Genomic DNA, 26535 nt, shown 5'->3' with positions numbered 1-26535 from the left:
CGCGCCCGTGGTGGCGGGCGCCGTGGACCCGGCGGCGCTGCCCGGCAACGGCGCGCGCGTGGTGCCGCGGCCCACCGCGGACCCCCGCGGACCGGCGGCGCCGGAGGGGACCGCAGGGCGGACACCGTCCGGGGACGGGGCGGGCACCGGCGGGCAGCAGGACGAGTCGAAACAGGGAGAGGGATCTCGTGGGCGCTGACCGCGACCGGAACGGCCGCCGGCGTCCGGCCCACACGGCGGTGTACGCCGCCTGCGCGGGCGTACTGCTGGCCGGGTGCGCGTCGATGCCGGACGGAGGGGACCTGCGCGACGTCGAGGCATCGCAGCGGCCGGACGCGCAGGTCCGGGTCTTCGCCATGCCGCCGCGGGAGAACGCGCAGCCCGAGGAGATCGTCCAGGGCTTCCTCGAAGCGCTGACCAGCGACGACCCCGGGTTCGAGACGGCCCGCAAGTACCTGACCGAGGAGGCGTCGGGGGAATGGCGCCCGAACGAGTCGACGACGGTGCTCGCGGACGGCCCGAACACCGTGGCGCAGCACAGCGGCAGCAGGGAGGCGACCGGTGACTACGCCTACTCGCTGATCGGCACCAAGGTCGCCACGGTGGACTCGCAGTTCGCCTACGAGCCGGCCGAGGGGGCGTACGAGGAGACCGTGCACCTCACCGAGCACAAGGAGGCGGACGGTTCCAAGGAGTGGCGCATCGACGCCCTGCCGCCGGGCCTGGTGATGGGGATGTCGGACTTCCAGCGCAACTACGAGTCCGTCAACAAGTACTACTTCGCCTCGAACACCGGAGGCAGGAGCGACGACCAGCTGGGCGCGGTCGCGGACCCCGTCTACGTACGGGAGCAGGTGGACCCGGTCACGCAGATGGTCCGCTCGGTCCTGAGGGGGCCGACGAGCTGGCTGGAGCCGGTGGTCAGGTCGAGCTTCCCCACCGGCACGGCGCTGAAGAAGGGCGTCAAGTCGCTGACGCCCGACGACCAGAACCGGCTGACGGTGCCGCTCAACGACAGGGCCGACCGGGTCGGGCAGACCGTGTGCACGGAGATGGCCGCCCAGATCCTGTTCACCCTCCAGGACCTGACGCCGACGGGCGTCGACGAGGTGGAGATCCAGCGTTCGGACGGCACGCAGTCGTGCGTGGTCACGAACGAGCAGGCCGAGATCCACGTGGCGTACGGCCCGGCGAAGCGTGCCGAGTACGAGTACTTCATCGACGGCGAGAAGCGGCTCGTCCGGATACCGGCGGCCGGCAGCGAGCAGGAGCCCGAGCGGGTGCCCGGTGCGCTCGGCGACGGGGACAAGCAGCTGCGGGCGGCCGCCGTCTCGCGCGACGAGGACACCGCCGCCGGGGTGTCGCTCGACGGGCGCTCGATGTACGTGGGGTCGCTGGCGTCGGGCGGTTCGCTCGGGGAGGCCGTGCTGGAGAGCGGGGCCACGTCGGAGGAGGACGGGCTGACGACCCCCAGCTGGGACGCGGGCGGCAGCCTGTGGGTGGCCGACCGCGGCCCCAGGAGTTCCCGGCTGCTCCTGCTGTCGAAGGGCGCGGGTGAGCCCCTGGAGGTCTCGACGCCCGGTCTCGAAGGGCGGATCGAGGCGGTGCGGGTGGCCGCGGACGGCGTACGGATCGCGCTGATGGTGCGCGAGGACAGCCGGACGACGCTGCTCATGGGGCGGATCGAGCGGGCGGACGCGCGGGGCGCGGGCGCGAAGAGCGCCGTCGAGATCCAGGGACTGCGGTCCGTGGCGCCTCAGCTGGAGGAGGTCACGGCCATGTCCTGGGCCGGTGACAGCCGCCTGGTCGTGGTCGGCCGCGAGGCGCGGGGCGTGCAGCAGATCCAGTACGTCCAGGTCGACGGGTCGACGCCGGTGGGGCCGGCGCCCTCCGCGCTCACCGGCGTGCAGGAGATCGCCGCCTCCGAGGACGAGCGGCTGCCGCTGGTGGCGCACTCGGAGGACGGGATCGTGCGGCTCTCGACCGGTTCGCAGTGGCAGACCGTGGTCAAGACGGGGATGGCGCCGGTCTATCCGGGGTGAGTCCGGCCGGGCGCCGTGGTGTGTCGCCGTGGTGCGTCCTTGTGGTGCGTCGCCGTGGTGTATCGCCGTGCAGTGCCGTCGTGATGTGCCGTCAGGGCGTCTGTCCCCCGTGTGGGGGACGACGCCCTGACGTGTGCGGGGGCTTGTCCACAGGCGGTTGTCCACAGGGCTGGTGGGGGCGCCCGGGCGTTGGCACAGTGGTGGCCATGCGGGGGTGGTGGCAGGACCTCACGGACCTGGTGCTTCCGGCCGAGTGCGGAGGCTGCGGACGGCCTCGCACGGTGCTCTGCCCGGAGTGCCGTGCCGCCCTGACGGGGGACGTACCGAGCAGGGTGCGCCCGGATCCCGAGCCGGCGGGACTGCCGGTGGTGCACGCCGCGGCCCCGTACGAGGACCGGGTGCGGGCGGCGCTGCTCGCCCACAAGGAGCGGGGGGCGCTGACGCTCGCGGGTCCGCTGGGTGCGGCCCTGGCGGGAGCCGTGCGAGCGGGACTGGGGACCCGCGGACACGCCGGGGCGGGCGGTTCCCGGGCGCCGGTGCTGCTGGTCCCCGTGCCGTCGGCGCGGTGGGCGGTGCGGGCGCGGGGGCACGACCCCGCGCGGCGGATCGCGCTCGCCGCGGCGGCCGACCTGCGGCGCACCGGGACACCGGCCCGGGTGCTCGCCGTGCTGCGGCAGCGGCGTGCGGTGGCCGACCAGTCGGGGCTCACCTCACGGCAGCGGCTGGACAATCTCGCCGGCGCGCTGGTGGTGGCGCCGGGCGGCGCACGGCTGCTGGCGGGCGGCGGGAGAGCCGTTCTCGTCGACGACCTGATGACGACGGGCGCCTCCCTGGCCGAGGCGGCGCGGGCCCTGAGGGCCGTCCTCGCGCAGGAAGCCGGATTCTACGGACGGGTAACACCCGGAACGACGGAAGAAGGAGCGAGACGGGTGAGGACGGCAGGTGTAGGCGGGCCAGAAGCGGTCAAGGAAAAGGGACGCGCGAACAGCGTGGAAGGTGGGGTCGGCGCGGCCGTCGTCGCGGCGTCTCCAGCTTCTTTCGGAATAAACCGGAACTGACCGAGAAGTTGTTTCGTTGCAGGTAGTAAGAGGTTCCATTCACCTGAATGGAGGTACACCGCAGTAGAGGGTGACGACATCCGTCCGGGCGGGATATGTTCGATTGTGAGGGAATGGCGGACGCCGCTCCTTGCATATCGGAATGCCGCACCCCCGGGATTTCCCCATTCACCCGCGACAGGGGGATGGAGGTCCGGCCCGTGGGGGAGGAGGAGGTGGAAGTCACCGAGTCCGAGGCTCCGGGACGCGCCGGGGCCTGGTGCAAAAGGGAGATGCTCCGCCGTCGGTGCGGAGCGATCCGGGAACGGAGTTCTGCGTGGACATCGTCGTCAAGGGCCGCAAGACCGAGGTGCCCGAGCGGTTCCGCAAGCACGTGGCCGAGAAGCTGAAGCTGGAGAAGATCCAGAAGCTCGACGGCAAGGTGATCAGCCTCGACGTGGAGGTGTCCAAAGAGCCGAACCCCCGGCAGGCCGACCGGTCGGACCGGGTGGAGATCACACTTCACTCCCGCGGGCCGGTGATCCGGGCGGAGGCGGCGGCGAGCGATGCGTACGCGGCGCTGGACCTCGCGGCGGACAAGCTGGAGACCCAGCTGCGCAAGCAGCACGACAAGCGGTACACGCGCCGGGGGTCCCGCAGGATCTCGGCGGCCGAGGTGGCCGACCACGTGCCCGACGCGGCGACGCTCGACGGGAACGGCGAGATCGTCCAGGACGAGGAGCACGACGGGGTGCCGACCAAGAAGGTCGGCCCGCTCGAGGTGAAGGGCGACGGCCCCCTCGTCGTCCGCGAGAAGACCCACGTCGCGTCCCCGATGACGCTCGACCAGGCGCTCTACGAGATGGAGCTGGTCGGGCACGACTTCTACTTGTTCGTCGACTCCGAGTCCAAGGAGCCCAGTGTCGTCTACCGGCGGCACGCCTACGACTACGGCGTCATCCACCTCAGTACGGACCCGATGGTGGCCGAGGCGCAGCAGGCTCCGCCGGGCGGCGTGCTGGGCGGCTGACCGCCCCCTCCCGGTGAACGCGAGCCGGTGCCCCTGGAGCGCTTGTGCGCCCCCGGGGGCACCGGTGTGCGACTCCTTCGTGTCCCGCTCTGTCGTCCCGTTGTCGTCCGGGCATGGAATCATGGCCGCACCGGCCCCAACCGGTGTGCCGCAGCGATGGATTGGCGACGGCACAGGAACGCAGGCCACGGCCTTCAGGGGGAGGAACCATGGCGGACAGCTTCGGACCGATGCGTGACGCGGATGCCGACGGCGTCGTCGGCATGGGCCCGGACGCGGGCTCCCCGCGCAAGGAGCCCATCCGGGTCCTCGTCGTGGACGACCACGCCCTCTTCCGCCGTGGCCTGGAGATCGTGCTCGCCGCCGAGGAGGACATCCAGGTCGTCGGGGAGGCGGGGGACGGCGCCGAAGCCGTGGACAAGGCCGCCGACCTGCTGCCCGACATCGTGCTGATGGACGTGCGGATGCCGAAGCGGGGCGGGATCGAGGCGTGCACCTCCATCAAGGAGGTCGCCCCCAGCGCGAAGATCATCATGCTGACGATCAGCGACGAGGAGGCCGACCTCTACGACGCGATCAAGGCGGGGGCCACGGGATATCTCCTGAAGGAGATCTCCACGGACGAGGTGGCCACGGCGATCCGCGCGGTCGCCGACGGGCAGTCGCAGATCAGCCCCTCGATGGCCTCGAAGCTGCTCACCGAGTTCAAGTCGATGATCCAGCGCACGGACGAGCGCCGGCTGGTGCCGGCGCCCCGGCTCACCGACCGTGAGCTGGAGGTCCTGAAGCTGGTGGCGACCGGGATGAACAACCGGGACATCGCCAAGGAGTTGTTCATCTCCGAGAACACCGTGAAGAACCACGTGCGGAACATCCTGGAGAAGCTGCAGCTGCACTCCAGGATGGAGGCCGTGGTGTATGCGATGCGGGAGAAGATTCTCGAGATCCGCTGAGCTGAGGGGCGCTTCGCGTGGTTCCCCGCGCCGCCTAAAAGGCGCCCAGTTCGGCTGTCAGGGCGTCGCGCAGGGCCGGGGTGTTCGCCCGCTCCACGCGGATGTTCGTGCAGTCCACCCACGTCGCCGCCTCCAGCAGGGCTCGGGCGACCGCGGGGACGGACCGGGGACTCTCCAGGGTGACCTGCTTGGCGACCAGGGTGGCGCCCTCGCGGGCCGGGTCCACCCGGCCGACCAGCCGGCCGCCGGCCAGCACCGGCATGGCGAAGTAGCCGTACACCCGCTTGGGCTTGGGGACGTACGCCTCCAGCCGGTGGGTGAAGCCGAAGATCCGCTCCGTGCGTGCCCGGTCCCAGACCAGCGAGTCGAACGGCGACAGGAGCGTGGTGCGGTGGCGGCCGCGCGGGGGCGTCTCCAGTGCCGCCGGGTCCGCCCAGGCCGGCTTCGACCAGCCCTCCACCGTGACGGGGACCAGGCCCGAGTCCGCGATCACCGCGTCGACCTGCTCGTTCCTCAGGCGGTGGTAGTCGGCGATGTCCGCACGGGTGCCGACACCCAGGGACCGGCCCGCGAGCCGCACCAGACGGCGCAGGCACTCCGCGTCGTCCAGCTCGTCGTGCAGCAGCGCGTCCGGGATCGCCCGTTCGGCGAGGTCGTACACCCGCTTCCAGCCGCGGCGCTCCGTGCACACCACCTCGCCGTACATCAGGGCGCGCTCGACGGCGACCTTGGTGCCCGACCAGTCCCACCACTCACTGGTCCTCTTCGCGCCGCCCAAATCGGTGGCCGTGAGCGGTCCTTCGGCCCTCAGCTGCTTGATGACCTGCTCGTACGTGCCCTCCGGCAGGTCGTGGTGCCAGTGCGGGCGGGCGCGGTAGGCGCGGCGGCGGAACGCGAAGTGCGGCCACTCCTCGACGGGCAGGATGCAGGCCGCGTGCGACCAGTACTCGAAGGCGTGGGGCCGCGCCGGGGCCGTACCGGCGGGTGCCGGGGTCCAGTACGCCTCGTCGACCGTCCTGCGGCCGACGGCGCCGAGTCTGGCGTACGGGACGAGCTCGTGGGAGCGGGCCAGGACGGAGATCGTGTCGAGCTGGACCGCGCCCAGGTGCCGCAGGACGCCCCGGACACCGCCCCTGCGGTCGGGGGCTCCCAGGAACCCCTGCGCGCGCAGGGCGATGCGACGGGCCTCGTCGGCGGAGAGTTCGGCGGTCGGGCGCGGCAGACTCGTCATGGTCCGCACGATAGGCGCTGACACTGACAACCGCGCCCCGCCCGGGTGATCCCGTGCGCGGGCGGGACGGTTCACGCCGGTCCGGGCCGGCCCGGCGCGGGGAGGTACGGCGTCGCCGACGGCAGTCCCAGGTCCGAGGGGAGCAGGGAACCGATCCAGCAGTCGCGGCGTACGCCCTTGTTGTTGATGCCGGAGCGCAGGACCCCCTCGACGGTGAAGCCCGCGCGTTCGGCGACCGCGCGGGAGCCCCGGTTGCCCACCTCGGCCCGCCACTCGACGCGGTCCAGGGAGCGCCGGGTGAACGCCCAGCGGGAGGCGGTGAGCACCGCCTCCGTGATGTAGCCGTGGCCCCGGTGCCCCTTCGCCGCCCAGAAGCCGATCTCGCCGACCCCCGGGGAGCGCATCGAGAGGGAGAGCATGCCGGCGAGTTCGCCGCCGGCGGGCAGGAAGACACCGAAGGTGAACATCGAGCGGTCCGCCCACCCGTCGGGCACCATCTGCTCGGTGAAGGCCGTCGCGTGCTCACGCAGGTACGGCGACGGGATCGTGGTCCAGCGCTGGATGTCGGGATCCTGGACGGCGTCGAACACGGCATCGGTGTCGTGTGCCCCCACCGTGCGCAGCAGAAGTCGTGCGGAGGTCAGCGTGACGGGGTCCATCGGCCGATTCTGCTCGGGCTCCGGCGCGGAAGCCATCACTTTCGCACTGCGTGATGCCGCCGTCACCTTTCGTGGCGCCGACGCGGCACCTTCCGCATCCCCCGCCCGTTGTCTCAGTGGCTGTCACTTGCAGACCTCCCGGCGCGGTGGGGTCCTCGCTTACGATGGCCGTTGCTCAAGCTGTCATATGAATCTGCCATTGAAACCGACCGTCCCAGGCCCGACCGGCAAGGAGACAAACCCCCGTGTCCGTCCTCTCGAAGATCATGCGTGCAGGCGAAGGAAAGATCCTGCGCAAGCTGCACCGCATCGCGGACCAGGTCAACTCCATCGAAGAGGACTTCGTTGACCTCTCCGACGCCGAGCTGCGAGCCCTGACCGACGAGTACAAGCAGCGCTACGCCGACGGCGAGAGCCTCGACGACCTGCTGCCCGAGGCGTTCGCGACCGTCCGCGAGGCCGCCAAGCGCGTCCTCGGACAGCGCCACTACGACGTGCAGATGATGGGCGGCGCCGCCCTCCACCTCGGCTACGTCGCCGAGATGAAGACCGGTGAGGGAAAGACCCTGGTCGGCACGTTGCCCGCGTACCTGAACGCCCTCTCCGGGGACGGCGTCCACCTCATCACGGTCAACGACTACCTGGCCGAGCGCGACTCCGAGATGATGGGCCGCGTCCACAAGTTCCTGGGCCTGACCGTCGGCTGCATCCTGGCCAACATGACGCCGGCCCAGCGCCGCGAGCAGTACGGCTGCGACATCACGTACGGCACGAACAACGAGTTCGGCTTCGACTACCTGCGCGACAACATGGCCTGGTCCCAGGACGAACTGGTGCAGCGCGGCCACAACTTCGCGATCGTCGACGAGGTCGACTCGATCCTCGTCGACGAGGCCCGTACGCCGCTGATCATTTCCGGCCCCGCCGACCAGGCCACCAAGTGGTACGGCGACTTCGCCAAGCTCGTCACGCGCCTGAAGAGGGGCGAGGCGGGCAACACCCTCAAGGGCATCGAGGAGACCGGCGACTACGAGGTCGACGAGAAGAAGCGCACCGTCGCCATCCACGAGTCCGGCGTCGCCAAGGTCGAGGACTGGCTGGGCATCGACAACCTCTACGAGTCGGTGAACACGCCCCTGGTGGGCTACCTGAACAACGCCATCAAGGCCAAGGAGCTCTTCAAGAAGGACAAGGACTACGTCGTCATCGACGGCGAAGTCATGATCGTCGACGAGCACACCGGCCGTATCCTCGCCGGCCGCCGCTACAACGAGGGCATGCACCAGGCGATCGAGGCGAAGGAAGGGGTGGACATCAAGGACGAGAACCAGACGCTCGCCACGATCACCCTGCAGAACTTCTTCCGCCTCTACGACAAGCTCTCCGGCATGACCGGTACGGCGATGACCGAGGCCGCCGAGTTCCACCAGATCTACAAGCTCGGCGTCGTCCCGATCCCGACCAACCGGCCCATGGTCCGCAAGGACCAGTCGGACCTGATCTACCGCACCGAGGTCGCGAAGTTCGACGCGGTCGTCGACGACATCGCCGAGAAGCACGAGAAGGGCCAGCCGATCCTCGTCGGCACCACCTCGGTCGAGAAGTCCGAGTACCTCTCGCAGCAGCTCAGCAAGCGCGGCATCCAGCACGAGGTGCTGAACGCGAAGCAGCACGACCGTGAGGCGCCGATCATCGCCCAGGCCGGCCGCAAGGGCGCCGTCACCGTGGCCACCAACATGGCCGGCCGCGGTACGGACATCAAGCTCGGCGGCAACCCCGACGACCTCGCCGAGGCGGAGCTGCGCCAGCGCGGCCTCGACCCCGAGGAGCACATCGAGGAGTGGGCCGCGGCCCTGCCGGCCGCCCTGGAGCGCGCCGAGAAGGCCGTGCAGGCGGAGTTCGAGGAGGTCAAGGCACTCGGCGGGCTCTACGTACTGGGTACCGAACGGCACGAGTCGCGCCGTATCGACAACCAGCTGCGCGGTCGCTCCGGCCGTCAGGGCGACCCGGGCGAGTCCCGCTTCTACCTCTCCCTCGGCGACGACCTGATGCGCCTCTTCAAGGCCCAGATGGTCGAGCGCGTCATGTCGATGGCGAACGTCCCGGACGACGTGCCGATCGAGAACAAGATGGTCACCCGCGCCATCGCCTCCGCCCAGTCGCAGGTCGAGACGCAGAACTTCGAGACCCGGAAGAACGTCCTCAAGTACGACGAGGTCCTCAACCGGCAGCGCGAGGTCATCTACGGCGAGCGGCGCCGCGTCCTGGAGGGCGAGGACCTGCAGGAGCAGATCCAGCACTTCATGAACGACACGATCGACGCGTACATCGACGCGGAGACCGCGGAGGGCTTCGCCGAGGAGTGGGACCTGGACCGGCTGTGGGGCGCCTTCAAGCAGCTCTACCCGGTGAAGGTCACCGTCGAGGAGCTGGAGGAGGCGGCCGGTGACCGCGCCGGTCTGACCGCCGAGTTCATCTCCGAGTCCATCAAGGACGACATCAACGAGCAGTACGCGGCGCGCGAGGCGCAGCTCGGCTCCGAGATCATGCGTGAGCTGGAGCGGCGGGTCGTGCTGTCGGTCCTGGACCGCAAGTGGCGCGAGCACCTCTACGAGATGGACTACCTCCAGGAGGGCATCGGCCTGCGTGCGATGGCCCAGAAGGACCCGCTGGTCGAGTACCAGCGCGAGGGCTTCGACATGTTCACCGCCATGATGGACGGCATCAAGGAGGAGTCCGTCGGCTACCTGTTCAACCTGGAGGTCCAGGTCGAGCAGCAGGTCGAGGAGGTCCCGGTCGAGGACGCGCGGCCGTCGCTCGACAAGCAGGACGCCGTCCCGGCGGGTGCGGGTGCCTCCGGCGGCGGTGGCCGGCCGGAGATCCGGGCCAAGGGGCTCGACGCTCCGCAGCGGCCGGACCGGCTGCACTTCTCCGCGCCCACGGTGGACGGCGAGGGCGGGGTCGTCGAGGGCGACTTCACCACGGACGGCGAGCCGGTGCGGTCGGAGTCCGACGGGCTCACGCGTGCCGAGCGGCGCAAGCAGCAGAAGGGCGGGCGGCGCCGCAAGAAGTGACGGTTCGCTCCGCGGGTGAGCGGGGCGTGGGGCCGGGCGCTGGGCGCCCGGCCCCTTTTGTTCGGTTGCGCTCGGCTGCGGGGCGTCGCGGTTCGTGGGGCGGCTGCGGGGCGGTGGGGGGCTGGTCGCGCAGTTCCCCGCGCCCCTTGCGGGGCGCCCCGCAGCGGAAGCGCGCAGGGGCGGGTCAGTCCTCGGGGACGTGGGGGGTGCGGGGACCGCCCAGTTCCACTGCTGTGCAGCGCCAGCGCAGGTCCGGGCCCTGTTCCAGGCGGAAGGCCATGGCGCGGAGCCGGTCGCCGGCTCCGATGCGGGCGAATGCCTCCACGGCTCCCGAACGCGGTACGTAGTAGCCGATGTCCCGGACGACGGGGCGTTCGCCGCGGGTGCGGAGCGGGCCGCGTTCGGCGAGGCGGGCCAGTTCGTCGTAGGCGCGGCCCGCGGTGTGCCGGAGCATGCAGTGGACCGGGCGCCGGCCGCTCAGCACCTCGACGAGCCGCTCGGCGAAGAGGTCGGTGGGGCGGGGGCGTACGGGCGGCCTGGGCGGCGCGGACGGCTGGGGACCCCCGCCGCCCGTCGCGCCGGGGGCGTCGGGAGTGCCGGGGGTCCGGGACACGGCCCTGCCCGGAGCCGTGCGGGGCGGGGCTCCCGGGCGGCGGGTGTCGTGGCGGACGGGCGGGCGGCCGCCCGGGGTGCGCCTCGTCCTGGTCATCACCTTGTTCACGACGGAGCCCCATTCGTTCGGACCGGCTCGTACCGATCGGTAACTTTCCGTTGGGGGTCTTGTACGAGGCCGGGGCGGGCCGGCGCAAGCGGGCAGGGCGGCCGCCGGGGCCTGTGAGACGTTCACCTATCAGGGTGACGGGGCAGGGCGGGAGGCATGGCGGGACCGGGACGCACCGGGTGACGGACGGGACCACGGTGGACGCCCGGGACGGGGTGGGCGCGAACTCGAAAGAGGACACCCGCACGTATCCTGGAAGCCTCCCGGAGGTGCGGAACCCGCCCTCGGAACGCCTCTACGAAAGCGGCCGGCCATGCGCGTCTACGTCCCCCTGACCCTCCCCGGTCTCGCCGAGGCGTACAAGACGGGTGAACTCGGCACGGGACCCCTCGTCGCGTACGCCGTCACGCCCGCGCTGCGCGAGTGGTACCTCTCCGACGACATCGAGGAGCTGGAGTACGCGGCGCTGAACCGCGCCGCGCTCGCCTCCCTGCGGCTGGTGGCGCTCGACCCCGTCGCCCCGCGCCGGCGGGTCGTCGTCGCCGTCGACGTGCCGGACGGGGCCGCGGTCGCCGATCCCGGCCAGGGGCCCGACCCCGCCTCCCTCGGGGAGGTACGGGTCGGCGGGACCGTGGCACTGGCCGAGGCCGCGGCCGTGCACGCCGACGCGGACGAGGCGGAGGCGGACGTGCGGGCGGCCGCGGACGCGCTGGGCGCGGCGGACCGGGGCGACGACGACGCGCAGTTCGTCGTGGACGGGGCCGAGGACCACGAACTGCTGTGGTTCGCCACGCAGGAGATCCCGAACCTGGTGGGCCTCGGCGACTGACGCCGGCGGCCGACACCCCTCGCCGACGCCGATGCCACTCGCCGACGGCCGACGGCTGACCGCCGACGCCGGTGGGCGGCGGGACCCGGGGTGCGGGCGGGGCGTTGTCAGTGGAGGCGGGTACTTTCTGTATATGGGGATGCACGGAGCGACACACATCGTCTGGGACTGGAACGGCACGCTGTTCCACGACAACGCGGCCGTCATCGCCGCGACGAACGCGGCCTTCGCCGAACTGGGCATACCGCCGATCACGATGGAGCGGTACCGGGAGCTGTACTGCGTACCCGTACCGAAGTTCTACGAGCGGCTGATCGGGCGGCTGCCGACGGACGAGGAGTGGGAGGTCATGAACGCGACCTTCCACCGGTACTACGCGGAGCACCGGGTGGGGTGCGGACTCGCCGAGGGGGTGCCGGGGCTGCTCGCCGCGTGGGTGTCGGCAGGCCGGAGCCAGTCCATCCTGAGCCTGTACGGGCACGAGGAACTGGTCCCGCTGGTGCGCGGGTTCGGCATCGAGCCGCACTTCCTGCGGGTCGACGGACGCACCGGGCCGTCCGGCGGCGGCAAGGCCGAGCACATGGTGCGCCATCTGAGAGCCCTGACCGGGGTGGACCCCGCGCGCACGGTGGTGATCGGGGACGCCGCGGACGACGCGACGGCCGCACGGCACGTGGGAGCGAAGGCCGTGCTCTACACCGGGGGCTCGCACAGCCGGGCCAGCCTGGAGGGGGTCGGGGTGCCCGTGGTGGACACCCTGGCGGAAGCGGTGACGGTGGCCGAGTGGCTGGCGGCGTGAGCGTGGGCCCGGGAGGATCGCGGTCGGGCGTGGAGAGCCGGGTGCGGGACGGTGGGGGCCGGTCGCGCAGTTCCCCGCGCCCCTGACGGACACGGTTCCCGTTGGCGCGAACTGTGCGAAGTGTCAAAAAAGCGACCCTCCTTTTGTACACATGCGGCTCGTGACGGGCTCCCCCGTGGGAGCGATAACCTGGTCACGTGATCAGCGCGATACGTCGCGGGGGCATTGTCGCCCCTGCCCCGCGCCCGGACGACACGGACCACATCCGTGACCGGGCGGTTGCTGGTCCCCCCGAGCGGGCAGCCGCGGAACAGGCACCGAGAGCAGCGTCACAGCCTCCGGAGCCGACCGACATGGCGGATAACGTCCCACTCATCTCTCATCGCGGCATAGCGTCGGATCAGACCGGACACCCCGCGTCGCGGCGCTACGTCACTTCATGTTCAACGACGTCACGCAACGGCGCGCGACAGGAGCCAGAGGACAATGCAGACCAAGCTGGACGAAGCCAAGGCCGAGCTGCTCGAACGGGCTGCCCGGGTAGCTGAGAACAGCCCGGTCGGGGGGCACCTACCGACCGGGAAGACGGACGAGAGCACCCCGGACCGGGACACACTGCTCGCGTTCCTCCAGCGCTACTACCTGCACACCGCCCCGGAGGACCTCACCGACCGCGACCCGGTCGATGTCTTCGGAGCCGCCGTCTCGCACTACCGGCTGGCCGAGAACCGCCCGCAGGGCACGGCCAACGTGCGGGTGCACACCCCGACCGTCGAGGAGAACGGCTGGACCTGCAGCCACTCCGTCGTCGAGGTCGTGACCGACGACATGCCCTTCCTCGTCGACTCCGTGACCAACGAGCTGTCCCGGCAGGGGCGCGGCATCCACGTCGTCATCCACCCGCAGATCGTCGTGCGGCGCGATCTCACCGGCAGGCTCGTCGAGGTCCTGGGGGCCCGGCCCGCCGGTGACCTCCCGCACGACGGCTTCGTGGAGTCGTGGATCCACGTGGAGATCGACCGCGAGACCGACCGCGCCGATCTGAAGCAGATCACCGCCGACCTGCTGCGCGTCCTGTCCGACGCCCGCGAGGCCGTCGAGGACTGGGAGAAGATGCGCGACGCGGCGCTGCGCATCGCCGAGGAACTGCCCAAGGAGCCCACCGCCGACGACCTGCGCGACCAGGACGTGGAGGAGGCCCGCGAGCTGCTGCGCTGGCTCGCGGACGACCACTTCACCTTCCTGGGGTACCGGGAGTACGAGCTCCACGACGACGACTCGCTGGGCGCCGTCCCCGGGACCGGGCTCGGCATCCTGCGCTCGGACCCGCAGCAGGGGGCCGACGAGGACCACCCGGTCAGCCCGTCCTTCGAGCGGCTGCCCGCCGACGCGCGCGCGAAGGCCCGCGAGCACAAGATCCTCGTCCTGACCAAGGCGAACAGCCGCGCCACCGTGCACCGGCCGTCCTACCTCGACTACGTCGGCGTGAAGAAGTTCGACGCCGACGGCAACGTCGTCGGGGAGCGGCGCTTCCTGGGCCTGTTCTCCTCCGCCGCCTACACCGAGTCCGTGCGCCGCGTGCCCGTCGTCCGACGCAAGGTCGCGGAGGTCCTGCGGGGCGCCGGGTTCTCGCCCAACAGCCACGACGGCCGCGACCTCCTGCAGATCCTGGAGACGTACCCGCGCGACGAGCTCTTCCAGACCCCGCCCGACGAGCTGCGGGCGATCGTCACGTCCGTCCTCTACCTCCAGGAGCGGCGGCGCCTGCGGCTCTACCTGCGCCAGGACGAGTACGGGCGCTACTACTCGGCGCTCGTCTACCTCCCGCGCGACCGGTACACCACCGGTGTGCGCCTGCGGATCATCGACATCCTCAAGGAGGAACTGGGCGGCACCAGCGTCGACTTCACCGCCTGGAACACCGAGTCGATCCTCTCCCGGCTGCACTTCGTGGTCCGGGTCCCGCAGGGCACCGAGCTGCCGCAGCTCAGCGACGCCGACAAGGAGCGCATCGAGGCGCGACTCGTCGAGGCCGCCCGCTCCTGGGCCGACGGCTTCGCCGAGGCACTGAACGCGGAGTGCGGCGAGGAGCGCGCGGCCGAGCTGCTGCGCCGCTACGGCACCATCATCCCCGAGGGCTACAAGGCCGACCACAACCCGCGCACCGCGGTCGCGGACCTGGTCCGCCTGGAGGAGCTCAGCGACGGCAAGGACTTCGACCTCAGCCTGTACGAGCCGGTCGGCGCCGCTCCCGGCGAGCGCCGCTTCAAGATCTACCGCATCGGGGAGTCGGTCTCCCTCTCCGCCGTCCTGCCGGTCCTCACCCGGCTCGGCGTCGAGGTCACCGACGAGCGGCCCTACGAACTGCGCTGCCCGGACCGCGCGTCCGCGTGGATCTACGACTTCGGCCTGCGGCTGCCCGGGGCGGCGGCGGGCAGCGGCGACCACCTCGGCGACGACGCCCGCGAGCGGTTCCAGGACGCCTTCGCGGCGACCTGGACCGGACGCGCCGAGAACGACGGCTTCAACTCCCTGGTCCTCAGCGCCGGACTGAACTGGCGGCAGGCGGTGGTGCTGCGCGCGTACGCCAAGTACCTCAAGCAGGCCGGCTCGAAGTTCAGCCAGGACTACATGGAGGACACCCTCCGCAGCAACGTCCACACCACCCGGCTGCTCGTCTCGCTCTTCGAGGCACGTATGTCGCCGGAGCGGCAGCGGGCGGGCACGGAGCTGACCGACGCCCTCCTGGAGGAGCTGGACGCCGCCCTCGACCAGGTCGCCAGCCTCGACCAGGACCGGATCCTGCGCTCCTTCCTCACCGTCATCAAGGCGACCCTGCGCACGAACTTCTTCCAGGAGGCCGGCGGCGGCGTGCCGCACGACTACGTCTCCATGAAGTTCGACCCGCAGGCCATCCCGGACCTGCCTGCGCCGCGGCCGGCGTACGAGATCTGGGTGTACTCGCCGCGGGTCGAGGGTGTGCACCTGCGGTTCGGCAAGGTCGCGCGCGGCGGTCTGCGCTGGTCCGACCGGCGGGAGGACTTCCGCACGGAGATCCTCGGGCTCGTCAAGGCGCAGATGGTCAAGAACACCGTCATCGTGCCCGTCGGCGCCAAGGGCGGGTTCGTCGCCAAGCAGCTCCCCGACCCGGCGGTGGACCGCGACGCCTGGATGGCCGAGGGCGTCCGCAGCTACAAGACCTTCATCTCGGCGCTGCTGGACATCACCGACAACATGGTGGCCGGGGAGGTCGTGCCGCCCGCCGACGTCGTACGGCACGACGGGGACGACACCTACCTGGTGGTCGCCGCGGACAAGGGCACCGCGACGTTCTCGGACATCGCCAACGGGGTGGCCGAGTCGTACAACTTCTGGCTCGGCGACGCCTTCGCCTCCGGCGGCTCGGCCGGCTACGACCACAAGAAGATGGGCATCACGGCCCGCGGCGCCTGGGAGTCGGTGAAACGCCACTTCCAGGAGCTGGGCGTCGACACCCAGACCGAGGACTTCACGGTCGTCGGCGTGGGCGACATGAGCGGCGACGTGTTCGGCAACGGAATGCTGCTCTCCGAGCACATCCGCCTGGTCGCCGCCTTCGACCACCGGCACATCTTCATCGACCCGCGCCCGGACGCGGCGACGTCGTACGCCGAGCGCCGCCGGCTCTTCGAGCTGCCGCGCTCGTCCTGGGCCGACTACGACAAGGCGCTGCTGTCGCAGGGCGGCGGCGTCTTCCCCCGTACGGCCAAGTCCATCCAGCTCAACGGCCACATCCGCGAGGCCCTCGGCATCGAGGCCACCGTCGGCAAGATGACCCCCGCCGATCTGATGCGTGCCATCCTCACGGCGCCGGTGGACCTGCTGTGGAACGGCGGCATCGGCACGTACGTGAAGGCGTCCACCGAGACGCACGCGGACGTCGGCGACAAGGCCAACGACGCCATCCGCGTGGACGGCGCCGACCTGCGGGTCAAGGTCGTCGGCGAGGGCGGCAACCTCGGCCTCACCCAGCTCGGGCGCATCGAGTTCGCGCAGGCCGGCGGCAAGGTCAACACCGACGCCATCGACAACAGCGCGGGCGTGGACACCTCCGACCACGAGGTGAACATCAAGATCCTGCTCAACGCGCTCGTCAGGGACGGCGACATGACCGTCAAGCAGCGCAACAAGCTGCTCGCGCAGATGACGGACGAGGTCGGCACGCTGGTCCTGCGCAACAACTACGCGCAGAACACCGCGCTCGCCAACGCCCTCGCCCAGTCGCCGAGCATGCTCCACGCCCAGCACCGCTACCTGCGGCACCTGGTGCGCGCGGGCCACCTCGACCGCGAGCTGGAGTTCATGCCCACGGAGCGGCAGATCAAGGAGCGGCTGAGCAACGGGCACGGGCTGACGCAGCCGGAGACGGCCGTCCTGCTCGCGTACACGAAGATCACGGTCTCCGACGAGCTGCTGCACACGTCGCTGCCCGACGACCCGTACCTGCGGACCCTGCTGCACGCGTACTTCCCGACCGCGCTGGCGGACCAGTTCGCCGAGCAGATCGACAACCACCCGCTGCGGCGCGAGATCGTCACGACGGTGCTGGTCAACGACACGGTCAACACCGGTGGTACGAGTTTCCTGCACCGTCTGCGGGAGGAGACCGGGGCGTCCCTGGAGGAGATCGTCCGGGCGCAGACCGCGGCCCGCGCGATCTTCGGTTCCAGTTCCGTGTGGGACGCCGTGGAGGCGCTCGACAACACGGTGGAGGCGGAGGTCCAGACCCGGATCCGGCTCCACTCGCGCCGCCTCGTCGAGCGCGGCACGCGGTGGCTGCTCAACAACCGGCCGCAGCCGATCCAGCTCGCCGAGACGGTCGACTTCTTCCGTGCGGGGGTCGCCCGGGTCTGGGCCGAGCTGCCCAACCTGCTGCTGGGCGCGGACCTGGAGTGGTACCAGCGGATCTACGACGAGCTGTCCGGGGCCGGGGTGCCCGACGAGCTGGCGCAGCGGGTGGCCGGGTTCTCGTCCGCCTTCCCGACGCTCGACATCGTCGCGGTGGGTGACCGCATGGGCAAGGATCCGATGGATGTCGCGGAGGTCTACTACGACCTCGCCGACCGGCTGCGGATCACCCAGCTCATGGACCGGATCATCGAGCTGCCCCGGTCGGACCGGTGGCAGTCCATGGCGCGGGCGTCCATCCGCGAGGACCTCTACGCGGCGCACGCCGCGCTCACCGCGGACGTGCTCGCCGTGGGCAACGGGACGTCCACGCCCGAGCAGCGGTTCAAGGCGTGGGAGGAGCGGAACTCGGCGATCCTCGCGCGGGCGCGGACGACGCTGGAGGAGATCCGGGGATCGGAGTCCTTCGACCTGGCGAATCTGTCGGTGGCGATGCGGACGATGCGGACGATGCTGCGGACGCATTCGTAGCGTCCACGGTGAAGGGGCGCCCCCGGTGCCGGGGGCGCCCCCGGAGCCCCGCGACGCGATCGCGCTGCGCGCTCGTCCTCAGACGCCGGTCGGGCCGGATTCCAGTCCGGTCGGGCCGGATTTCAGCCCGGTCGGCCCACCCGCCATGCGGTGAACCCAAAGTCTTATTTAGGGTGAATCGGGTGGAAGAGGATCTGCTCCAGGGTGCGGTGCCGGACGTGTCCGTCGTCGTGATCGTCTACAACGACGAGGCGCGGCTGGCCACGGCCGTGGACTCCGTGCTGCGGCAGACCCTGCGGAACGTCGAGGCCGTCATCGTGGACGACCGCAGCACCGACGGCTCGTACGAGGTGGCGCAGGGGCTGGCCCGCCGCCACCCGGGCCGGGTGCGGACCTTCCGGCTGGACGAGAACAGCGGGGGCTGCGGCGCGCCCCGCAACCACGGGATCAGGCAGGCCCGCGGCACCCACGTCGTCTTCCTCGACAGCGACGACGTACTGGAGCGCAACGCCTGCCGGAACATGCTGGAGGCGGCCCGGACCACCGGCGCCGACCTCGTCTCCGGGCTGTGCGTGCGCGTCCACGTCGACGCGCGCGGCGGCAGGGAGACCAAGTGGTACCCCTGGCTGTACACGCGCACCCGCACCCTGGAGTCGGTCTCCGACCTCCCCGACCTGCTGGTCTTCGACACCCTGTCGACGAACAAGTGCTACCGCCGGGAGTTCCTGATCGGGCAGGGGCTCGAATTCCCCGTCGGGATCCACTACGAGGACCTGCTCTTCTCCGCGCAGGCGTACACCGCCGCCCGCCGCATCACCCTCATCCCCAACCGCGTCTACGACTGGAACGTCACCGGCCGGGCCGCGGCGAAGTCGATCAGCAACCGGCGTGCCGAGATCGCCAACTTCGCGCACCGGATGGAGATCCACCGGCGGGTCGACCGGCTGCTCGCCGACCGGGGGCTGCCGGAGCTGAAGTTCCGCAAGGACGTCAAGTTCCTCAAGCACGACCTGGTGCTGCACCTGCGCGACCTGCCGTTCCGGGACGCCTCCTACCGGGAGGAGTTCGCCGCGATCGCCCGCGCGTACCTGGAGTCCGTCGACCGGGCCGCCCTCGACGAGGTCGAACCCGTCCACGCGATCTGCGCCCACCTGCTGCGCAGGAGCGACTGGGACAACCTCCTGCCGGCCGTGGACACCCTCACCAACCGCGACAAGATCTCCTCGTCCCTCGTCGAGCGGGACGGCCGCGTGTACTGGTGCGCCCGGCACCTCGACGACGGCGACGCCTCCGAGCGCGCCCTCGCCCGCCACGTCCTCGACGTCACCGAGCTCGGGTACCACACCAAGCCCCTTGAGCGGATGTTCCTGCGCAACGTCCTCACCGGGTACGAGGCGGCCGCGGGCACCGTCCGGCTCGCCGGGCGCATCGTCAACCCCCTCGGCGTCATCGCGCCCACCGCCCGGCTCACCGGTGAACTGGAGTTCGGTGCCCGCCGCAGGGGCGTGCGTCTGCAGACCTTCCGCTTTCCCGTCCGCACCCTGCGGCACGAGGGCGGATCCGTCGCCTGGGAGGCGTCGGCCGACCTCGCGCGCGGACTGCGGCCCCTGGGCGTCGTGGACGCCGTGTGGGACGTACGGCTGCACCTCCGCGTCGACGGGGTGCGCACCACCACCCGGATCACCGCCTCCGAACCCGGCCTGGCCGTCGGGGACTCGCCCGTCCGGCCCCGGCTCACCCGGCTGGTCGCCGACCGCATCACGCCCGAGGTCTCCGCCCGCGGCCACCTCTCCTTCCGGGTCCTCACCCGCGAGAAGGTGGACGAGCTGGTGCTGCGGGGGGTGCGGGGGACGCCCGGCCGGCTCGCCAAGTCCGGTTACCGGAGGGCGAAGGCGGTCCGCGGGAAGCTCACCTCGGGGCCCGCCAAGATCCGGATCTACCACGGGGTGTTCAGCCGGCTGCCGCTGAAGAAGGGCCTGGTCGTCTTCGAGAGCCACCTGGGCCGGCAGTACAGCGACAGCCCGAAGGCCCTCTACGAGGAGATGCGGCGCCAGGGTCTCGACTTCGAGGCCGTGTGGTCTTACGCGGGCGGCGGTCCCGCCGGTTTCCCGTCCGACGCCACGCTCGTACGCCGCTGGTCGCTGCCCTATCTGAGGGCGCTGGCCCGGGCCGAGTTCTGGATCGACAACCAGAGCTACCCGCTGAAGCTCACCAAACGGCCGGGGACCACGTACCTCCAGACCTGGCACGGCTCGGCGCTCAAGCGGATGGGCTTCGACGAACCGGAGTGGAAGCTCAGGTCCCGGTCCGCGCAGGCCGAGCAGCAGCGGGTCCTCGACCGCTTCGACCGGTTCCTGATCCGCTCCGAGCACGACGTACGCACCCTCGCCCGGGCGTTCCGCCTGGAGGAGCGGACGCTGCTGCGCGTGGGCTACCCCCGCAACGACGCGCTCGTACGGGCCAGGAGGCGGGAGGAGGGGACGGGCCGCCGGGAACGCGGACCGCTCGCCGCCGAGCTGGGGATCCCCGGCGACCGGGCCGTGCTCCTGTACGCGCCCACGTTCCGCAGGCACGGGGGCAGGCACCGGCGGTTCGAGCTGCCGTTCGACGTGGAGCGGTTCGCCGACGAGTTCGGCGACCGGTACGTCCTGCTGGTGCGCCCGCACTACCTGAACCACGTCGTGCTCCCGCCGTCCGTGCGCGGGCGCGTCGTCGACGTGTCGGCCCACCACGACGTGACCCCGCTGCTCGCCCTCGCCGACGGGCTGATCACCGACTACTCGTCCGTGATGTTCGACTACGCGCTCCTCGACCGGCCGATGTTCTTCTTCGCGTACGACTACGAGGAGTACGTGCACGAGGGCCGCGGCACCTACTTCGACCTCCTCGAACGGGCGCCGGGGCCGGTCGCGCGCACCGAGGAGGAGCTGTACGCCGCCCTCGCCTCGCTCGACGAGCAGGCGGTGAAGTACGCGCAGACGCGGGAGGGCTTCGTGGCGGAGTTCGGGGAGTACGACACGGGGACGGCCGCCCGGAGCGTCGTCGACCAGTTCTTCGGCCGGTGGAGGCGCGCATGACCACCGGGGACATCGGCGCGGACACCCTCCCGGACACCACCGCGGACACCCTCCCGGACACCACCGGGGACACCCTCGCGGGCGTCCCCGGCACCGCGGACCCGCGGCGGGACGTCCTCTTCGTCTCCAACAGCGTCGACGAGCTGGGCGGGGTGACCAGCTGGTCGCACCAGATGGCCCGCCTCCTCACCGCGCGCGGCCACCGCGTCCGGGTCGTCGGCATCACCCCGCCCGCGGTGGCGCAGGAGCTCGGCGCCCTCCCGTACCCGACGACGACCCTGTACGCCGGGCAGCCGCCGCGGCCCGGCCGGGCGCGCGAGGCGAGCATGCGCGAGGAGGCCGGGAAGCTCACCGCGCTGTTCCGGCGGGCGCGGCCCGGCGCGGTCGTGATCGTCACGCAGGTGTGGGCCATGGAGTGGGTGGCCCGGGCCGACACGCGCGGACTGACCGTGATCGGGATGAGCCACGAGTCGTACGCGTACTCCAGGGCGTCCTCGCGCTTCCGCCGGGTGCGCGAGCACTACCGGAACGTCGACCGCATGCTGGCGCTGACCCGCGAGGACGCCGACCTGTGGATCGGGCAGGGCATGAACAACGTGTCGTTCATGCCGAACCCGCTGCCGTTCGTGCCGCGGGTGCCGTCGTCGCGCACGCAGAAGGCGGTCGTCAGCATCGGGCGGCTGCACGACCAGAAGGGCATCGACATGCTCCTCGACACCTGGGCGGAGGTCGCGCCGCGCCACCCCGGCTGGCGCCTGCGGATCCACGGCTCCGGCGAGGACGAGGAGCCGCTGAGGAAGCAGTGCACGGCCCTGGGGCTCGACGGCCGCGTCGACTGGATGGGCCGTACGGACGACGTCCCGGCCGCGCTGCGCGCCGCCTCCGTCTTCGTCCTGTCCTCCCGGGGCGAGGGCTTCCCGCTCGCCCTCATGGAGGCCATGGCGACCGCCGTGCCCTGCGCGGCCTTCGACTGCGCGCCCGGTGTCCGCGAGATCGTCCGCGACGGCGAGGACGGCCTCCTCGCCGCCCCCGGCAACACCGGCGAGCTGGCCCGCCGCCTAGGCACCCTGATGTCCGACAAGGAGCTGCGGGACACCATGGGGGAGGCGGCCCGCGCCAACATCCAGCGCTACACGGCGGAGGAGATCGTGAAGCGGTGGGAGGACCTGTTCACCTTCCTGGAACGCTGACCCGGGCCCGGTCCCGGCGGGGGCGGACCCCCGTAGCGGCCGGATCGTTGTCATCCACGCCTCACTCCAGGAGCTTCCGTTGGCGCATACTGGAACCACGATGACGAAGCCATCCGCGCCCCGGCGCCACCTGTCCACCAGTCCCTTCAAAGCTCCGGTTGTCCCGGTCGCCAAGCACTTCGCCCTCGGTGACCGTGTCACGCACGACCAGTTCGGCCTGGGCAGGATCGTCGGCGTCGAGGAGGGCATCGCGATGCTCGTCGACTTCGGCTCCCGCCAGGCCCGTATCGTCAGCCCCTACACCCGCATGGACAAGCTCTGACGGATCCCCCGGGAGCACCCTCGCCCACCCTCGCCGCGGCCCAGGACCACGTCCGGCCCGCGGCGAGCGCGTCTCCGGGCCGCCCGGTCCTCCGGGAGACCTGCTCCGGGAGACCTGCTCCGGGAGACCTGTTCAGGAAGGCACGCCCCGGAAGCCCTAACCCCGCCGGGCCCGTGGATGCAGCCGCAGCCAGCCCTCCCAGGCCGACGTGATCATGTCGTCCAGGCCGTACTTCGCCTTCCAGGCCAGCTCCGCGGCGGCGCGGTCGGCGGAGGCGACGACCCGGGCCGGGTCGCCGGGCCGGCGGGCGGTGACCACCGGCGCGAGCGCATGGCCCGTGATCTCGTTGATGCGGTCGATCATCCGGCGGACCGAGACGCCCTCGCCGCGGCCGATGTTGAGGGTCAGCGCGGCCGGGTCGGTGCCGGGCGCCGCCGCGAGGCGCCTCGCGGCCGCCACATGGGCCTCCGCCAGGTCGACGACGTGGATGTAGTCGCGGACGCAGGTGCCGTCCGGGGTCGGGTAGTCGTCGCCGAAGACGCGCGGCGGCTCGCCGTCCGTGAGTTTCTCGAAGACCATCGGGACGATGTTGAAGACGCCGGTGTCCGCCAGTTCGGGTGCCGCCGTCCCCGCCACGTTGAAGTAGCGCAGACAGGCCGTCGACAGGCCGTGCGCACGGCCGGCGGCGCGGACCAGCCACTCGCCGACGAGCTTGGTCTCGCCGTACGGGTTGATCGGCAGACAGGGCGTCTCCTCGGTCACGAGGTCGACGTCCGGCATGCCGTACACCGCCGCCGAGGAGGAGAACACGAAGGACGGCACCGCCGCGGCCGTGACCGCCTGGAGCAGCGCCCGCAGCCCTTCGACGTTCTCGTGGTAGTAGTGCAGCGGCAGGTCCACCGACTCGCCCACCTGCTTCTTCGCCGCCAGGTGCACGACACCGGTGACGGCGTGGTCCCGCAGCGCGCGGGCGACCCGCTCCCCGTCCAGGGTCGAGCCGACGACGAGCGGCACGCCGTCCGGAACGCGTTCGGCGATCCCGGTGGACAGGTCGTCGTACACCACGGCCCGTTCGCCCGCCCCGGTCATCGCGCGGACGACGTGCGCCCCGATGTAGCCGGCACCGCCGGTGATCAGCCAGGTCATGTACGGCCGTCCCCTCGTCTGTTGCGCTCATGGTCCTGCGCTCGTGGTCCTGTGCTCGTGGTCCGCGTCGCCGGTCGTACGGCGGCGGGTCGCACCTCAGTGAAGCAAACGCCGCGCCCTGCGGCCCAGTACGGCCACCGTGCCGCGCAGGCCGGGTGCGATCCGCAGCGCGAGCGAGCCCGTGTGGGTCGCGTACGGCTGGACGAGCAGCAGGCCGTGCCGGGCGCTCGGCACGACCGACCGGCGCAGCAGGCCCGGTCCGGTGCTCGCGTGCGCGGTGGTCCCGCGGCTCGTGCCGTCGTGGAAGCGCAGGCACAGCCGCAGGTCCCAGGTGCCGGCGCCGAGCGCCGCGAGGTCGACGGGCATCTCGGCCGTCCAGGAGCCGGTGCCGGTGCCGGTGCCCTCGTGGGCCGGGGTGGCGGGACCGGCCGGGTCGGCGGGACCGGCGGGACCGGGGCCGTCCGGGAGGAACCGTCCGGTGAGGGCGAGCCCGACCGTCCCGTCCTGCCGGTCCGTGAACTCCGCGGTCACGGAGGCGGGCGACGCGTCCGCCATCCGTCCGTACAGCTCGTGCAGGCGCAGCCGCAGCCGGGTGCCCCGTGCGCGCGGCCGCAGCTCCGCGTCGACGGCCACGGGAAGGAGCCGCACGGGCCGCAGCAGCAGGTGTTCCAGGGTGACGTGGGGCAGGTCGTCGGACCAGACGGGCGTGCCGTCCGCCGCCCGCGCGTACGGCGGCCGCAGCCGGGACGGGCGGGCCGCGGCCTCCTTGAGGCGGGCCAGGTCGCGCGGCTGCTCGGAGGCCAGCACCACCTGGGCGATCACCCGGCCGGGCGCCGGGGCGAGCGCGAGGTCGGCGGCGTCGAACGTCGCGAGGTACGCGCGGGTGAGGGCCCACCACCGGCGCCGGTACGCGGCACCGCGCAGATCGAGTTCGCGTACGTACATCCGCAGCGCGTGGTCCAGGAACCTCGCGCGCGACGCCCGGGCCAGCCGTTTCTCACCGGCGTCCAGGAGGATGCCGTACGCCTGGGCGTGCGCGGTGATCCTGGCCCGCCAGTTGTCGGCGTCCGACCGGTCCAGTGAGATCGACAGCCGCTCGGCACCGCGGCGCACGTGCCAGACGTAGACCGTGTCCGGGATCAGCGCGACACGCGGGCGGGCGGCGAGTACGCGCGCGGTGAAGACGAAGTCCTCGTACGGGAAGCGTCCCTCCGGGAAGCGGATGCCGTGGGCGCGCAGGAAACCGGTGCGGTACAGCTTGTTGACGCACAGCGTGTCGTGGACCAGCCGGGGGCGCCGCGAGGGGAGGGCCACGAGCGCGGCCCCGGCGTACAGCTCGGGCTGCCAGGGCACCTCGCGGCCGGACGGCAGCTCGCGCCGCACGCACAGACCGGCCGCGACCTCGGCGCCGTGCCCGGCGGCCGCGCCCAGCAGGGCGTCCACCGCGCCGGGCGGCAGCACGTCGTCGCTGTCCAGGAACATCACGTACGGAGCCGTGGCGGCGTCGGTCCCGGTGTTGCGCGGGCTGCCGCAGCCGCCGCTGTTGACCTCGCGGCGGACGACCTTCAGGCGCGGCTCGTCGAGCGCGAGACCCTCCAGGAGGGCGGCACTGCCGTCGGCCGAGCAGTCGTCCACGGCGATCACCTCACGGACGGCGGGCCCCTGCGCCAGGGCCGAGCGCACCGCGTCCGCCACATGGGCGGCGTCGTCGTACCCGATGACGACGACGCACACCTGGGACGGCTGGGGGGTTCCGGTCTGCCCGGCTCGCACGGTTTCCACGTGGACAAATGGTATCCAACGGGGACAATTATTCAGTTCGGGTGGCCGTCCGGCGGGTCGATCACCGGCAGGGGCGCGGCGGTCGTGCGGGAGCGTCCGCGGCCGTGCGGGAGCGTCCGCGGACGCGTGTGGGGTCACCCGCGGTCGGGGAAGTCCTCCAGGGCCGCCGCGTCCAGCGTGCTCGTGAGCCGGTCGAGCCGGGCCCGCAGGTCGTTTATCTCCGTCAGGCCGAACCCCGTGGCCGCGGCGATCCGGCGCGGTACGCGCAGCGCCCGCCCGCGCAGGGCGGCGCCCTCGTCCGTGAGGCCGACCACCACGGACCGCTCGTCCCTGGCGCTGCGCTCCCGCCGCACCAGCCCGGCCGCCTCCAGCCGTTTGAGCAGGGGTGACAGCGTCCCGGAGTCGAGCCGCAGGTGCTCGCCGACCTTCTTCACCGGCAGCTCGCCGTGCTCCCACAGCACCAGCATGACCAGGTACTGGGGGTAGGTGAGTCCCAGGTCCTTCAGGACGACGCGATACAGGCTGCCGAAGGCGCGCGAGGCGGCGTTCAGGGAGAAGCAGATCTGCTGGTCGAGGCGGAGGAAGTCGTCGGCGGGCGCGGAGCCGCTCACGGCGTCGCCTGCGGCGGACTCGGGTGCGGGCGTCGTGGTCATGACTCCAGGGTACCTCGGGTGCGTCATTTAGTTGTGCACAATTTAATTGTGTGCTCTACTTGCGGTGTGCGGCGGACCGGGACACGGCCCGCCGCCACGACTCGGACCTTTGAGAGGGATGGTTTCCATGGACGCGATCTACACCGCCGTAGCCACCGCCACCCACGGCCGCGACGGCCGGGCCTACAGCTCCGACGGACAGCTCGACCTCCAGCTGGGGATTCCGGCCGAGATGGGCGGCAACGGCCAGGGCACCAACCCCGAGCAGCTCTTCGCCGCCGGGTACTCCGCCTGTTTCGCCAGCGCGCTCGCCCTGGTGGGCCGCTCGGCGAAGGTCGACGTCAGCGACGCGGCCGTGACCGCGGAGGTGGGGATCGGCAAGCAGGGCGAGGGGTTCGGGCTCGCCGTCACCCTGCGGGTGGAGCTGCCGGAGTCCGTGGACGAGGAGACCGGGCGCAAGCTGGTGGAGCAGGCGCACCAGGTGTGCCCGTACTCCAACGCGACGCGGGGGAACATCCCCGTCGAGCTGGTCGTCGAGTAGTTCTCCGCTGGTTCTCCGCGCCGCCCGCACC

At 71.7% G+C, this 26535-nt stretch carries 18 protein-coding genes and 1 pseudogene; 13 read left to right on the top strand and 6 right to left on the bottom strand.

The annotated features are described in order from the left end of the window. The 5 genes and pseudogenes from KM933_RS33145 to KM933_RS33125 all read left to right on the top strand — a co-directional run. Nucleotides 1-199 (top strand): annotated as a pseudogene (locus tag KM933_RS33145) (hypothetical protein); the annotation flags it as partial. After that, the gene (locus KM933_RS33140) at nucleotides 189-2042 is read left to right on the top strand and encodes an LpqB family beta-propeller domain-containing protein (RefSeq protein ID WP_221359319.1); all 1854 of its coding nucleotides are present in this window, start codon (nucleotides 189-191) and stop codon (nucleotides 2040-2042) included. The pseudogene KM933_RS33145 and the gene KM933_RS33140, both read left to right, overlap by 11 nt. A 206-nt stretch (nucleotides 2043-2248) precedes the next feature. Beyond that, nucleotides 2249-3100 carry a ComF family protein gene (locus tag KM933_RS33135; RefSeq protein WP_221359317.1) on the top strand — a complete coding sequence of 284 codons (852 nt, stop codon included), beginning with the start codon at nucleotides 2249-2251 and terminating at the stop codon, nucleotides 3098-3100. A 316-nt stretch (nucleotides 3101-3416) separates the two neighbouring features. Then, complete coding sequence (gene hpf, locus KM933_RS33130) at nucleotides 3417-4109, top strand: ribosome hibernation-promoting factor, HPF/YfiA family (protein WP_430727401.1); 693 nt, start codon at nucleotides 3417-3419, stop codon at nucleotides 4107-4109. Nucleotides 4110-4318: 209 nt separating this feature from the next. Next, complete coding sequence (locus KM933_RS33125) at nucleotides 4319-5062, top strand: response regulator (protein ID WP_221359305.1); 744 nt, start codon at nucleotides 4319-4321, stop codon at nucleotides 5060-5062. A gap of 34 nt (nucleotides 5063-5096) precedes the next feature. On the opposite strand, the gene KM933_RS33120 is transcribed toward KM933_RS33125, so the two are convergent. Continuing rightward, on the bottom strand, nucleotides 5097-6293 hold the full coding sequence (locus tag KM933_RS33120; RefSeq protein WP_221359303.1) for a winged helix-turn-helix domain-containing protein: 1197 nt from the start codon (nucleotides 6291-6293) through the stop codon (nucleotides 5097-5099). A 71-nt stretch (nucleotides 6294-6364) separates the two neighbouring features. Further along, nucleotides 6365-6952, bottom strand: a complete 588-nt coding sequence (locus KM933_RS33115; protein ID WP_221359301.1) for a GNAT family N-acetyltransferase — start codon at nucleotides 6950-6952, stop codon at nucleotides 6365-6367. Nucleotides 6953-7197: 245 nt separating this feature from the next. Here KM933_RS33115 and secA point away from each other — a divergent pair, with 245 nt between their 5' ends. After that, nucleotides 7198-10026 carry a preprotein translocase subunit SecA gene (gene secA / locus KM933_RS33110; protein WP_221359299.1) on the top strand — a complete coding sequence of 943 codons (2829 nt, stop codon included), beginning with the start codon at nucleotides 7198-7200 and terminating at the stop codon, nucleotides 10024-10026. 184 nt (nucleotides 10027-10210) lie between these two features. Here secA and KM933_RS33105 read toward each other — a convergent pair whose 3' ends face one another. After that, nucleotides 10211-10747, bottom strand: coding sequence for an Rv3235 family protein (locus KM933_RS33105; RefSeq protein ID WP_221359297.1), 537 nt, complete (start codon nucleotides 10745-10747; stop codon nucleotides 10211-10213). A 313-nt stretch (nucleotides 10748-11060) separates the two neighbouring features. On the opposite strand from KM933_RS33105, the gene KM933_RS33100 reads away from it, so the two are divergent. The 6 genes from KM933_RS33100 to KM933_RS33075 all read left to right on the top strand — a co-directional run bounded on the left by KM933_RS33100 (nucleotide 11061) and on the right by KM933_RS33075 (nucleotide 22382). Continuing rightward, complete coding sequence (locus KM933_RS33100; protein WP_221359295.1) at nucleotides 11061-11576, top strand: DUF6912 family protein; 516 nt, start codon at nucleotides 11061-11063, stop codon at nucleotides 11574-11576. Between the two features lie 133 nt (nucleotides 11577-11709). Beyond that, the gene (locus tag KM933_RS33095) at nucleotides 11710-12375 is read left to right on the top strand and encodes an HAD family hydrolase (protein WP_221359293.1); all 666 of its coding nucleotides are present in this window, start codon (nucleotides 11710-11712) and stop codon (nucleotides 12373-12375) included. A gap of 486 nt (nucleotides 12376-12861) precedes the next feature. Beyond that, nucleotides 12862-17793 (top strand): NAD-glutamate dehydrogenase, encoded by a 4932-nt coding sequence (locus KM933_RS33090; protein ID WP_221359291.1) that lies wholly within the window; start codon nucleotides 12862-12864, stop codon nucleotides 17791-17793. Nucleotides 17794-17975: 182 nt separating this feature from the next. Continuing rightward, on the top strand, nucleotides 17976-20870 hold the full coding sequence (locus tag KM933_RS33085) for a bifunctional glycosyltransferase/CDP-glycerol:glycerophosphate glycerophosphotransferase (RefSeq protein WP_308013619.1): 2895 nt from the start codon (nucleotides 17976-17978) through the stop codon (nucleotides 20868-20870). Continuing rightward, entirely contained in the window at nucleotides 20867-22060 is a 1194-nt protein-coding gene (locus KM933_RS33080) for a glycosyltransferase (protein ID WP_221359289.1), read from the top strand. The genes KM933_RS33085 and KM933_RS33080 overlap by 4 nt, the downstream gene beginning before the upstream one ends. Nucleotides 22061-22160: 100 nt before the next feature. Beyond that, nucleotides 22161-22382: a hypothetical protein gene (locus KM933_RS33075; RefSeq protein ID WP_055517933.1), complete on the top strand. Its 222-nt coding sequence runs from the start codon at nucleotides 22161-22163 to the stop codon at nucleotides 22380-22382. A gap of 156 nt (nucleotides 22383-22538) precedes the next feature. Here the strand turns inward: KM933_RS33075 and galE are convergent, their stop codons facing one another. The 3 genes from galE to KM933_RS33060 form a co-directional block, all read right to left on the bottom strand. Further along, entirely contained in the window at nucleotides 22539-23528 is a 990-nt protein-coding gene (gene galE / locus KM933_RS33070; protein ID WP_221359287.1) for a UDP-glucose 4-epimerase GalE, read from the bottom strand. A 96-nt stretch (nucleotides 23529-23624) separates the two neighbouring features. Next, on the bottom strand, nucleotides 23625-25310 hold the full coding sequence (locus KM933_RS33065; protein WP_308013618.1) for a glycosyltransferase: 1686 nt from the start codon (nucleotides 25308-25310) through the stop codon (nucleotides 23625-23627). Nucleotides 25311-25444: 134 nt separating this feature from the next. Further along, on the bottom strand, nucleotides 25445-25963 hold the full coding sequence (locus KM933_RS33060) for a MarR family winged helix-turn-helix transcriptional regulator (RefSeq protein WP_221359284.1): 519 nt from the start codon (nucleotides 25961-25963) through the stop codon (nucleotides 25445-25447). Between the two features lie 127 nt (nucleotides 25964-26090). On the opposite strand from KM933_RS33060, the gene KM933_RS33055 reads away from it, so the two are divergent. Next, nucleotides 26091-26504, top strand: coding sequence for an organic hydroperoxide resistance protein (locus KM933_RS33055; protein ID WP_221359282.1), 414 nt, complete (start codon nucleotides 26091-26093; stop codon nucleotides 26502-26504). Nucleotides 26505-26535 lie beyond the last annotated feature (31 nt).

The organism is Streptomyces beigongshangae (assembly GCF_019710745.1).
In the GTDB taxonomy this organism is placed as follows: Bacteria; Actinomycetota; Actinomycetes; order Streptomycetales; family Streptomycetaceae; genus Streptomyces; species Streptomyces beigongshangae.
The sequence above is the reverse complement of the archived record's forward strand: the minus strand, read 5'-3'. Positions and strand labels throughout refer to the sequence as shown.

Coding starts and splice junctions, on each gene's coding strand:
- KM933_RS33060 (WP_221359284.1), bottom strand. CDS start 25,963: ATGACCACGACGCCCGCACCCGAGTCCGCCGCAGGCGACGCCGTGAGC.
- KM933_RS33080 (WP_221359289.1), top strand. CDS start 20,867: ATGACCACCGGGGACATCGGCGCGGACACCCTCCCGGACACCACCGCG.
- KM933_RS33075 (WP_055517933.1), top strand. CDS start 22,161: ATGACGAAGCCATCCGCGCCCCGGCGCCACCTGTCCACCAGTCCCTTC.
- KM933_RS33055 (WP_221359282.1), top strand. CDS start 26,091: ATGGACGCGATCTACACCGCCGTAGCCACCGCCACCCACGGCCGCGAC.
- KM933_RS33090 (WP_221359291.1), top strand. CDS start 12,862: ATGCAGACCAAGCTGGACGAAGCCAAGGCCGAGCTGCTCGAACGGGCT.
- KM933_RS33135 (WP_221359317.1), top strand. CDS start 2,249: ATGCGGGGGTGGTGGCAGGACCTCACGGACCTGGTGCTTCCGGCCGAG.
- galE (WP_221359287.1), bottom strand. CDS start 23,528: ATGACCTGGCTGATCACCGGCGGTGCCGGCTACATCGGGGCGCACGTC.
- KM933_RS33100 (WP_221359295.1), top strand. CDS start 11,061: ATGCGCGTCTACGTCCCCCTGACCCTCCCCGGTCTCGCCGAGGCGTAC.
- KM933_RS33120 (WP_221359303.1), bottom strand. CDS start 6,293: ATGACGAGTCTGCCGCGCCCGACCGCCGAACTCTCCGCCGACGAGGCC.
- KM933_RS33095 (WP_221359293.1), top strand. CDS start 11,710: ATGGGGATGCACGGAGCGACACACATCGTCTGGGACTGGAACGGCACG.
- KM933_RS33115 (WP_221359301.1), bottom strand. CDS start 6,952: ATGGACCCCGTCACGCTGACCTCCGCACGACTTCTGCTGCGCACGGTG.
- KM933_RS33125 (WP_221359305.1), top strand. CDS start 4,319: ATGGCGGACAGCTTCGGACCGATGCGTGACGCGGATGCCGACGGCGTC.